This window comes from Pseudonocardia sp. KRD291, assembly GCF_019263595.1.
Taxonomy (GTDB): domain Bacteria; phylum Actinomycetota; class Actinomycetes; order Mycobacteriales; family Pseudonocardiaceae; genus Pseudonocardia.
Map to the genome: position 1 here is coordinate 1 of NZ_JADQDD010000222.1, position 10,769 is coordinate 10,769.

At 76.5% G+C, this 10,769-nt stretch carries 10 protein-coding genes; 9 read left to right on the plus strand and 1 reads right to left on the minus strand.

What is annotated here, in order from left to right:
* On the minus strand, nucleotides 1–478 hold a 478-nt coding region (locus I4I78_RS24225; RefSeq protein ID WP_218613787.1), incomplete at its 3' end, for an EsaB/YukD family protein.
* A 185-nt stretch (nucleotides 479–663) separates the two neighbouring features.
* Here I4I78_RS24225 and eccCa point away from each other — a divergent pair.
* The 9 genes from eccCa to I4I78_RS24270 all read left to right on the plus strand — a co-directional run bounded on the left by eccCa (nucleotide 664) and on the right by I4I78_RS24270 (nucleotide 10,714).
* Entirely contained in the window at nucleotides 664–4,611 is a 3,948-nt protein-coding gene (eccCa, locus tag I4I78_RS24230) for a type VII secretion protein EccCa (protein ID WP_218613788.1), read from the plus strand.
* A gap of 20 nt (nucleotides 4,612–4,631) precedes the next feature.
* Nucleotides 4,632–6,089, plus strand: coding sequence for a type VII secretion-associated protein (locus tag I4I78_RS24235; RefSeq protein WP_218613789.1), 1,458 nt, complete (start codon nucleotides 4,632–4,634; stop codon nucleotides 6,087–6,089).
* 199 nt (nucleotides 6,090–6,288) lie between these two features.
* Nucleotides 6,289–6,609 (plus strand): WXG100 family type VII secretion target, encoded by a 321-nt coding sequence (locus tag I4I78_RS24240; RefSeq protein ID WP_218613790.1) that lies wholly within the window; start codon nucleotides 6,289–6,291, stop codon nucleotides 6,607–6,609.
* 14 nt (nucleotides 6,610–6,623) lie between these two features.
* Complete coding sequence (locus I4I78_RS24245) at nucleotides 6,624–6,920, plus strand: WXG100 family type VII secretion target (RefSeq protein ID WP_218613791.1); 297 nt, start codon at nucleotides 6,624–6,626, stop codon at nucleotides 6,918–6,920.
* A gap of 293 nt (nucleotides 6,921–7,213) precedes the next feature.
* Nucleotides 7,214–7,657 (plus strand): 50S ribosomal protein L13, encoded by a 444-nt coding sequence (gene rplM, locus I4I78_RS24250; protein WP_218613792.1) that lies wholly within the window; start codon nucleotides 7,214–7,216, stop codon nucleotides 7,655–7,657.
* A 32-nt stretch (nucleotides 7,658–7,689) separates the two neighbouring features.
* Nucleotides 7,690–8,286 (plus strand): 30S ribosomal protein S9, encoded by a 597-nt coding sequence (rpsI, locus tag I4I78_RS33950; RefSeq protein ID WP_308252322.1) that lies wholly within the window; start codon nucleotides 7,690–7,692, stop codon nucleotides 8,284–8,286.
* 12 nt (nucleotides 8,287–8,298) lie between these two features.
* On the plus strand, nucleotides 8,299–9,651 hold the full coding sequence (gene glmM, locus I4I78_RS24260; protein WP_218613793.1) for a phosphoglucosamine mutase: 1,353 nt from the start codon (nucleotides 8,299–8,301) through the stop codon (nucleotides 9,649–9,651).
* A gap of 173 nt (nucleotides 9,652–9,824) precedes the next feature.
* On the plus strand, nucleotides 9,825–10,187 hold the full coding sequence (locus tag I4I78_RS24265; RefSeq protein WP_218613794.1) for a hypothetical protein: 363 nt from the start codon (nucleotides 9,825–9,827) through the stop codon (nucleotides 10,185–10,187).
* On the plus strand, nucleotides 10,184–10,714 hold the full coding sequence (locus I4I78_RS24270; protein WP_218613795.1) for a hypothetical protein: 531 nt from the start codon (nucleotides 10,184–10,186) through the stop codon (nucleotides 10,712–10,714). The genes I4I78_RS24265 and I4I78_RS24270 overlap by 4 nt, the downstream gene beginning before the upstream one ends.
* Nucleotides 10,715–10,769: the final 55 nt, after the last annotated feature.

The following is a 10,769-nucleotide window of genomic DNA, read 5'->3' on the forward strand; positions in this document are numbered from 1 at the left end:
CCGCGGTCACCGGGGCACCCGGCACCGCCCGGACCGTCGCCAGCACCGCCGACGCCGCCGTCACCACGGCGAGCGCGGCCAGCGGCCCGGCCCAGTGCGCCAGCGGGTCCGCGCCCGCCGACTCGCGCACCGAGGCGGCGAGCGCGTCCGCCGGGTCGTCGAACACCGGCAGCGGCAGCGGTGCCCGTCGCGGGCCCAGGTGCAGCAGCTCGCCGTCGAGCACGCCGAGACCGGCCAGCGTCGCCTCGGCCGGCAGCGGCCCCCCGGCCGGCCCGCTGAACCGCCACGGCTGCGGGGCCCCGCCCGCGCCCGCGGCCGGCTGGGCGATCAGTTCCAGCACCATCGGGACCAGCTCGGCGACCGGCACGTCGGCCGGGAGCGCGAGGTCCACCCGTCCGCGTGGGGTGATCACTCCGACCCGCGCCCAGAGGCCGGACGGCGCCGCGGACAGGACCGGTGTGCGCTGCGGTTCGGGCACGGCCTTCTCGGCTCCCTGCGTGTCGGACGACGGTGGTCGGGACATTCGCGAAACGGCCCCGGGGAGCCCGGGACGGCTGCCAGTATCGGCACATCGGCCCACCTCCCGAGGGCGTTCGGCGGAACTCGCGACGCGGTGCGGGGCCGCCGGGCCGGAGCACCTCGCGGACGTCAGGAGCGGGAACCATGAGCAGCACGGTCGGGGTGCCCAGGCCCCGTCGCACCGTCCCCCGGACCCCCGGCGGGGAGCTGGTGCTGGAGCCGCCGCCCGAGCCCGAACGCGTCGTCCCCGGTGGACTGGTCGGGCGGCTGCTACCGCTGGTGATGGTGGTCGGCTCGCTCGGGTTCATCATGATGCGACCGAAGGAGCCGACGTCCTGGATGTTCGGCGGCATGTTCGCGATCTCCGCGCTCGGGATGCTCGCGAGCGGGGGCGGCGGGCGCGGCGCCGGCGCGCGGACCGCGACGATGGACGAGGACCGCCGCGACTACCTGCGCTATCTCGACGTCCTCGCGGCGAAGGTCGGCGACATCGCCCGCGAGCAGCGCGACGCGCTGGAGACCGTGCACCCGGACCCGGCGGCGTGGCCCGCGGTCCTGGCCGCGGGCCGGCTCTGGGAGCGCCGCGCCTCCGACACCGACTTCGGGCAGCTGCGCGTCGGCGTCGGGGCGCAACGCCTGGCCACCCGGCTGACCGCGCCGCAGACCGGCCCGGTGGAGAGCCTGGAACCGATCTCTGCGCTGGCGCTGCGGCAGTTCCTGCGCCGGCACTCCCTGGTCGCGGACCTGCCGGTCGCGGTGGACACCCGGGCCAGCTCGACGATCTGGCTGGAGCCGGACCCCTCCTGTGACGGGGACACCGGCCCGGCGCGGGCGCTGGCCCGGGCGATGGTGGCGCAGTACGTGCTCTGGCACAGCCCCGCCGACGCGCAGCTCGCCGTCGTCGCGTCCGGGGAGGCCACGGCGCACTGGGAGTGGGCGAAGTGGCTGCCGCACGCCGCGCACCCGCGTCACACCGACGCCGTCGGGCCGGTGCGGATGCTCACCGGCGACGCGGACGAGGTGCGCCGCTGGTGGGTCGGGGAGGCCGTCGCCGGGCAGCGGCACCTGCTGGTCGTGACCGACGGCGCGCAGGCCGGGCCCGGCCCGTGGGCGGGGGTGCCCGGGGTGACCGTGCTGCGGGTCGGCGCGCCGGAGGGACGCCGGGCGGCGCCGTCGGTGGTGCGCCTGGCGGTCGGGCCGGACCGGCTGGCCCGGGGCGGGGACGCCCGGCCCTCGGCGCGGCTCGGCCGCCCGGACGCGTTCACGGTGGCCGAGGCCCGCGCGCTGGCCCGGCGCCTGGCCCGTTACCGGCCCGCCGAGACCCTCGACGGCGCCGACGACGAGGGCCCGTCCGGCCCGTCGGGGCTGCCGGAGCTGATCGGGCTCGACGGCCTGTCCGCCGAGCGGGTCGCCGCGCTGCGCGCGCGGCGGCGGCACAGCGAACCGGACCGGTTGCGCGTCCCGCTGGGCACCGACGCATCCGGGCGTCCGGTGCTGCTCGACCTCAAGGAGTCCGCACAGGGCGGCGCCGGCCCGCACGGGCTGTGCATCGGCGCCACCGGGTCCGGCAAGTCCGAGCTGTTGCGGACGCTGGTGCTGGGCCTGGTCGCCACGCACTCCGCCGACGAGCTGAACCTGGTGCTGGTCGACTTCAAGGGCGGCGCGACGTTCCTGGGTTTCGCCGACCTCCCGCACGTCTCCGCGGTGATCACCAACCTGGCCGACGAGCTGACGTTGGTGGACCGGATGGGCGACGCGATCGCCGGCGAGATCACCCGCCGCCAGGAGCTGCTGCGCGCGTCCGGGAACTTCGTCGGCGCGGCCGACTACGAGGCCGCGCGGCGATCGGGGGCCGAGCTGGCTCCGCTGCCCGCCCTGCTGATCGTCGTCGACGAGTTCTCCGAGCTGCTCGCCCAGCGCCCGGAGATGATCGACCTGATGGTCACGATCGGCCGGCTCGGCCGGTCGCTGGGGCTGCACCTGCTGCTGGCCTCGCAGCGCCTGGACGAGGGACGGCTGCGCGGGCTGGAGTCGCACCTGTCCTACCGGATCGCGTTGCGCACGTTCTCCGCCGCCGAGTCCCGCGCGGTGCTGGGGGTGCCCGACGCCCACCAGCTGCCGCCGACGCCCGGCGCCGCGTTCCTCTCCGCAGGCACCGACGAGCTGCTGCGCCTGCGGGCCGCCTACGTCTCCGGCCCGCCGCCCGCGCAGGCGCCGGTCGCGGTCGCCGGACGGGTGCTGCGCCGGCGCGCCCGCCCGTTCCACGCGCGCCCGGTCCTCGAGCTCGCCCCGCCGCGCTCCGCGCCCGGGCCGGTCGAGCCCGACCCGCCGGAGCTGCCCGCCCCGGCGGCCGCGTCGGTCCTGGAGCTTCTCGTCGCCGCGGTCAGCGGGCCCGGGCCGCGGGCGCACCGGGTGTGGCTGCCGCCGCTCGACGTCCCACCGGTGCTGACCGAGGTGCTCGGGCCGGTCACGCCGGTACCCGGGCGCGGGCTCGGCGCGTCCGGGCCGGTCGGGCGGCTCTCGGCCCCGATCGGGCTGGTCGACCGGCCCTACCAGCAACGACGCGACCCGCTGGTGCTGGACCTGTCCGGTGCGGCCGGGCACCTGGCCGTCGTCGGCGGGCCGCGGTCGGGCAAGTCGACGGCGCTGCGCACGGTCGTCCTCGCGCTGGCGCTGACCCACACCCCGCACGAGCTGGGCTGCCACGTCCTCGACTTCGGCGGCGGTGCGCTCGGGCCGCTGGCCGGGCTGCCGCACGTCGGCACGGTCGCCGACCGCCAGCAGCCGGACCTGGTGCGCCGCACGCTCGCCGAGTTCGGCGCCGTGCTGGACCGGCGCGAGCGCAGCTTCCGCGAGGCCGGCGTCGGGTCGGTGGAGGAGTTCCGGGCTCGCCGCGCGGCCGGTGAGTTCGCCGAGGAGCCGGCCACCGACCTGCTGCTCGTCGTCGACGGCTACCTCACGCTGCGCACCGAGTTCGCCGATCTGGAGGACCGGCTGACCGCGCTGGCCGGGCACGGGCTGTCCTACGGCGTGCACCTGGCCGTCGCCGCCGGGCGGTGGAGCGAGATCCGCTCGGGGGTGAAGGACCTGCTCGGCAGCCGGGTCGAGCTGCGCCTGGGGGAGCCGTCGGACTCCGAGATCGACCGTCGGCGCGCGGCGGCGGTGCCGTCGCGTCCTGGACACGGGCTGGCCCCTGACACCGAGAGGAGCGCAGGCGGAACGAGCATGGGTGCCGAGCCGGCGGTGATCGCCGCGCCCGCCCTGGACGACGGGGACGCCGCGGCCGCGCTGCGCACCGTGGCCGCGGCCTGGGACGGGCCGTCGGTGCCCGCGGTGCGGCTGCTGCCGGACCGGATCACGGTCGAGGAGCTGCCCCCCGGGCCGGGACGCGGGATCCCGATCGGCGTCGATGAGGACCGCCTCGCCACCGTCGAGCTCGACCCGGACGAGCCGCACCTGCTGTGCTTCGCCGACGCCGAGGCCGGCAAGACCACGCTGCTGCGCACCCTGGCCCGCGGGATCTGTGAGCGGTTCACCCCGGAGCAGGCGCGGATCGTGGTCGTCGACCACCGGCGGGGGCTGCTCGGCGCCGTGCCGGACACCCATCTGATCGGCTACGCCAGTACCGCCGCGGCCACCGCGGACGCCGCGACCGAGATCGCCGGGTCGCTGCGGCGGCGTCTGCCCGGGCCCGACGTCACCCCCCGCCAGCTGCGCGAACGGTCCTGGTGGAGCGGGCCGGAGGTGTGGCTGCTGGTCGACGACTACGACCTCGTCGCCCCCACCGGGTCCGGCTCGCCGCACCCTCTGCTGGCGCTGACCGAGTTCCTGCCGCAGGCCAAGGACGTCGGCCTGCACGTGGTGCTGACCCGGCGCAGCGGCGGCGCCGGGCGGTCGCTGTTCGACCCGGTGCTGGGCCGGCTGCGCGAGCTGGGCGCGCCCGGCCTGGTCGGCAGCGGGAGCCCGGACGAGGGCGCGCTGGTCGAGTCGGTGAAGCCGGCCCCGCTACCGCCGGGGCGCTCGGTGCTGGTGGACCGGCGTCGCGGCGCTCGACGGGTGCAGCTCGCGTGGCTGGAACCGGACCTGTCGTGACGCCGGTGGTGTCGCCTGCCGTGTCGCCCACGCCCGTCGTGTCGCCTGCCGTGTCGCCCGTCGTGTCGACGGTCGCGGTGCAGGCCGGGACGTCGGCGACCCGCCTCGCCGCGCGCGGCGCCGACGGGCGGGCCGGGATCGTCGCGACCCTGCCCGCCGGGACCTCGCCCGCCGCCGCCCTGGAGTCGCTCTACGGCGACGCGCCGGTGCCGGTCGTCGTGCTGGTGCACCCGGCGGGCGCGGGTGCGGACGGGGTCGGGCCGGCCGTCGCGGAGCTGCGGGAGTGGGCCGCGGTGGTGCGCACGGTCCCCGCCCCGCTCGCGCTCCTCGCCGGTCCCGGGGGTCCCGGCTCGCCCGGAGCCGGACCGGGCCCGGACGGCGCCGAGACGGATCGGGCGCCCCGGCTCGTCGTCGACGCGGGTGCCTCCGGTGCCGACCTGACGGTCGTCGTGGGGGAGCGGGCGATGCCGTCGCACCGGGTGGACGTGGGCGGGGACCGGCTCGACACCGAGCTCGGCGCCGCGATGGGGATGGCGCCGGCGCGGGCCCGGGCCGTGCGGGAGTCGCTGTCGCAGGGAGCCGTGCCGTCCGGCGGACCGTGCGACGCCGAGGGCGCCCGCGCGGTGCTCGGCCCGGTGCTGGCCGAGCTGGCCACCGCAGCGGCCGGGGTCGTCCGACGGTCCGGGGCGGTCGAGGTGGTGGTGGCCGGCGGCCTGGCCCGGACCCCTGCGCTGGCCGAGCTGCTCGACGACGCCGTCGACGTCCCGGTCCGGGTGGTGGAGGTCCCCGAGGACGCGGCCGTCCTCGGAGCGCTCGACGTCCCGGCCGTCGCAGGTCCCGGCCCGGTGGGTGAGCGGGACACCAGGGCTGTGCACGGCCCCGGCGGGAGCCCTGACGTCCCGCTCGCGTCGGGGGCCGGTGCCCGTCGTGGGTGGTTGCGCGTCCGGGGCGCGCCGGTCGTCGCCGCGCTCGGGATCGCGCTGGTCGCCGCGGGCACGGTGGCCGGGCGGGCACCGGCCGCGCCCGCGCCCGCGTCCGAACCAGCGCAGGGTGCCGCGCTGGTCCAGTACGGCTACGCGACGGCGCTGCCCGCGGGCTGGGAGCACACCGGCGGGCTGCCCGAACGCCGCCGCACGCTGCTCACCCGCACCGGCTCGCCGGACGGCGCCGAGCTGATCGCCGTCGAACGTGCCCCGCTGGGCTACGACAGCGCGGTGGAACCGGAGCGGGCCCGCGCCGAGCTGGCCGCGGAGTTCCGGCGCCGGGCCGCGGCCGAGAACCTGCGCGACTACCGCGCCGACACCGTCGCCGGACGCCCGGTCCTGCGCTACCACCAGGCGGGTCCGGGCGCGGACGTCGACTGGTTCGTGCTGTTCGCCGGCACCGACGAGCTCGTCGTCGGATGCCGGCGTCCGGACGCGCCCGCGGTGGCCGCCGCCTGCGCCGCCGTCGTCGGGTCGGTGCGCCCGGCCGGCTGACCGGTCGTACCGGCCGCCGCGGCCGCCTCGGTCGCACCCGGTCGTCGGCGGCCGTTCGCGGGCGCGAACGGAACTCCCGGAACGGCCGCCGGGGCCCCCGCACGCTGCGACCGTCCCCGATGCGGACGCGACACACCGCGCCGGGCCCCGACACTCCGACGTCGGGGCGGGACACGACGACGAGGACGAGGTGACCGCGATGGCCGGGACGGCCGACGGTTTCGGAACGACGACCGAGGAGATGGCACGGGCGGCCCAGCACGTCGGGGCCGTGAACGAGTCCGTGCGCGCCGAGCTGGCCGGCCTGCGCGGGAAGCTGGAGCCCCTCGCCGGGCTCTGGACCGGCCGCGCGTCGGTCGAGTTCGTCCGGCTGATGCAGCGCTGGGACACCGACGCACAGCAGCTCAACGAGGCCCTGAACACCATCGGCGGGGCCCTGCAGGGCTCCCGCACCAGCTACGAGCAGCGCGAGCAGGACCAGGCCCAGGCCATGTCCGGCATCGCGTCGGCGCTGGGCTGAGAGGGAGAGCGACGATGAGCAGCCCCGAGATCAAGGTCACCTTCAGCGCACTGTCCACCGCCCAGACCGACGTGGCCGCGACGGCCGGACGGATCCGGACCCAGCTCGAGGACCTGAGGAAGTTCCTGGCCCCGATGGTGTCCACCTGGAGCGGGCAGGCGGCCGAGGACTACCAGGTCACCCAGCGCAAGTGGGACACCTCGGCGAACGACCTGGCCCAGGTGCTCGCACAGATCGGCACCGCGCTGGGCGCCGCGCACGACAACTACCGGCAGACCGAGCAGGCCAACGCCGCCCGCTGGAGGGCGTGAGGCGCCCGGCCACGCCGGCCCGTGGACGCGGACGTACGATGGGGTCTTCGGACGATCAGGTTCGGGCGCCCACGCAGGAGCGTCCACGGGCCGGCGTCGTCCCCATGGGGGGCCCGTGAGCCTCTCGGGGATCGGCGGGTACGCTTGACACTCGTTGTGCTTGCGGTGGAGACCCGCGATCGAGACCGGTCACCGGCGTCCACCGCGCCGCACCAGCTAGACGAGTGACACCAGAGTGGACGCAGCCGACGAGGTCGTCCACCCGCAGCCGAGAACGACGACGAGGTAGATCCGTGCCCACGTACAGCCCCAAGCCCGGCGACATCACCCACGCCTGGCACGTGATCGACGCCAACGACGTGGTGCTCGGTCGGCTCGCCACCCACGCGGCGACCCTGCTGCGCGGAAAGCACAAGCCGACCTACGCCCCGCACATGGACACCGGCGACTTCGTCGTCGTCATCAACGCGGAGAAGATCGCCGTCTCCGGCAACAAGCGCGAGGGCAAGTTCCTCTACCGCCACTCCGGCTACCCGGGCGGCCTGCGGTCGCGTTCGGTCGGCCAGATGATCGACACGCACCCCGACCGGCTGGTCGAGAAGGCGATCAAGGGCATGCTCCCGAAGAACCGCCTCGGTCGCGCCATGGCCAAGAAGCTGAAGGTCTACGCCGGCCCGTCGCACCCGCACGCCGCGCAGAACCCGCAGCCGTTCGAGATCACCCAGGTCGCCCAGTGACCACTGCCGACAGCAACGAAGAGGGACAGCCCGTGACCAGCCCCGAAACCGGACCCGCCGACGAGGTCGTCGAGCCCGCCGAGGTCGTCGACGCCGTCGAGAGCGAGGGCGTCGAGGCCGAGGCCGTCGAGTCCGAGCTCTCCGCACCGATCGGCGAGGAGGTGGCCGACGTCGACTACGGCATCGGCGACTCCGCCGACACCGACGCCGACGCGTTCGCCGCCGAGGCCCCCGTTCTCGGGGACCGCCCGGTGCAGACCGTCGGCCGCCGCAAGGAGGCCATCGTCCGGGTGCGCCTGCTGCCCGGCACCGGCAACTTCACGCTCAACGGGAAGTCCCTCGAGGACTACTTCCCGAACAAGCTGCACCAGCAGCTGATCAAGGACCCGCTGAACACGGTCGAGAAGGTCGAGCGCTTCGACATCTTCGCGAACCTGCGCGGCGGCGGCACCTCCGGTCAGGCAGGCGCGCTGCGCCTGGCGATCGCCCGTGCCCTGGTCGAGCTGGACTCCGAGGACCGCCCGCCGCTCAAGAAGGCCGGCTTCCTCACCCGTGACGACCGTGCCGTGGAGCGCAAGAAGTACGGCCTCAAGAAGGCCCGCAAGGCGCCCCAGTACTCCAAGCGCTGATCGAATACCCGGATGCGTCGACTCTTCGGAACCGACGGGGTCCGGGGCCTGGCCAACGGCGAGCTCCTCACTCCGGAGTTCGCCGTTGGTGTTTGTGCCTCGGCCGCCCGGACCCTGGCCCGCGACACCGGACGGCGGCCCGTGGCCGTCGTCGGACGGGACCCGCGCGCCAGCGGTGAGATGCTCGAGGCGGCGGTCGTCGCCGGCCTCACCTCGGCCGGTGCGGACGCCGTCCGCGTCGGCGTGCTGCCCACCCCCGGTGTGGCGCACCTGGTCGCGGAGCTGGACGCCGACTTCGGCGTGATGATCTCCGCCTCGCACAACCCGATGCCCGACAACGGCATCAAGCTGTTCGCCGCCGGTGGCCACAAGCTCGACGACGCGGTCGAGGCCGAGATCGAGAAGGGCCTCGAGACCGTCGCGCAGCGGCCGACCGGTGCCGCGATCGGACGGGTGCGCGAGTGCCCGGACGCGCTGTCGCGCTACGTCGAGCACCTGCTGGTCACGATCCCCTCGCTGCCGGGTGAGACGCGGCCGCTGGACGGCCTGCGGGTCGTCGTCGACTGCGCGCACGGCGCCGCGTCCGCCGCGGCGCCCGAGGCCTACCGGCGGGCCGGGGCCGAGGTCGTCGCGCTGAACGCGGACCCGGACGGCCTCAACATCAACGACGGCGTGGGCTCGACCCACCTCGCCCCGCTGCAGGCCGCCGTCGTCTCGCACGGCGCCGACCTGGGCATCGCCCACGACGGCGACGCCGACCGTTGCCTGGCCGTGGACGCCGCCGGGCAGGTCGTCGACGGCGACCAGATCATGGCCGTGCTGGCCGTCGCGATGCACGACGACGGCGAGCTGACCCGCGACACGCTCGTGGCCACCGTGATGAGCAACCTGGGCCTGCACCTGGCCATGCGCGCCGCCGGGATCACCGTCACCACCACGGCCGTCGGGGACCGCTACGTCCTCGAAGAGCTCCGGGCCGGCGGGTACGCGCTCGGCGGGGAGCAGTCCGGGCACGTCGTGATCCCCGGCCACGCGAGGACCGGCGACGGCCTGCTGACCGCGTTGCGGATCATGTCGCGGATGGCGCGCACCGGGAAGCCGCTGGCCGAACTGGCCGGTGTCGTCGTCCCGCTGCCGCAGGTGCTGGTCAACGTGACCGTCACCGACAAGACGGCCGTCGCCGAGTCGCCCGCGGTCGCCGACGCGGTGGCCCGCGCCGCGGCCGAGCTGGGCGACACCGGGCGGGTGCTGCTGCGCCCGTCCGGCACCGAGCAGCTGGTCCGGGTGATGGTCGAGGCCCCGACCGCCGAGACGGCCGAGGCCGTGGCCGGGACGCTCGCCGAGGTCGTCGCGGGAGTCCGCTGACCGTCGTGACCCCTGCCGGTGGGCTCGTCGACGATCACCGAGACCGGGCAGGTCCGGCCACCCGTGGCCGCCTCCGCCCGATCCCGGCGATCACCGGGGCTCAGCCGTCACGATTGCGACCGGTCCTCTCCGATCGCGCCCGCGGAGGGCGGGTTCGGCGGATCCTGGTCGCCATGTCGGCGGAGCTGCATCTGGACCCGGACGGTCTGCGCCGCGCGGCCGTGACCGCGTGCCGTATCGCCGACGGCCTGGATCGGGCCGACCCCGGGACCTCCGCCGCGGGGCCGGCCGGCGTAGGGGTCGGGCACGTCGAGGAGCGTCTGCGCGAGTCCGTGCGACGCGCCCGCGACGAGCTGCTGGCGCTCGCCTCGGCGGCCTCCGCGGCCGCGGCGCGGGCGGACGAGACCGACCGGGCCGTCGCGGCGTCGTTGCGGGCGGCTGACCCCGGTGCCGCTGACTCCGGTGCAGTCGACTCCGGTGCTGTCGACCCCGGTGCGGGGGGCCGTTCGCCCGGCGCGGTCGCGGACCGCGGATGACCGACCCCGACCCGGTACCCGAGCAGCCGGGCCGCGCCGGCCTGCTGGATCAGGCCGTCGCGTGGAGACGCGTCGCCGAGGAGCTCGACGCTGCCGTCACCGGGACCTCGGCGCTGGCCGCCGGGGTCGCCGAGGCCTGGACCGACCGGGCGGGGCAGTCGTGGGCGCAGCGGCTCGAGCTGGTCGGGCGCGAGCTGGACCGTCAGGCCGGCGTCGCGGCGGACCTCGTCCGCGTCGTGACGGCGCTGGCCGACGGGGGCGGCGAGCCGGCCCGCCCACACGGCGGGGATCCGGCTCCGCCGCAGCCGGACATCACCGGGCCGATCGCCCCGGTCGCCGACGCCGTCCGCGCCGGGCCGGGCGCCGGTCGGGTCCCGCACGGTCCGACCACGGACGACACCGGCCCGTACTGGTCCCTGCCCGATCCGCGCCTGCTCGGCCCGCGCCTGGGCGGGACCGACGGTGGCCGCGCGAGCGAACGGCGCGGCGTCGTCGTGCCCACCCTGCCGGACCAGCCCGGCGGCTGACGCCCGCCGAGGGACGCGGCATGGCTGCGGAAGGAGTGCGCGACCGCCACAGCGC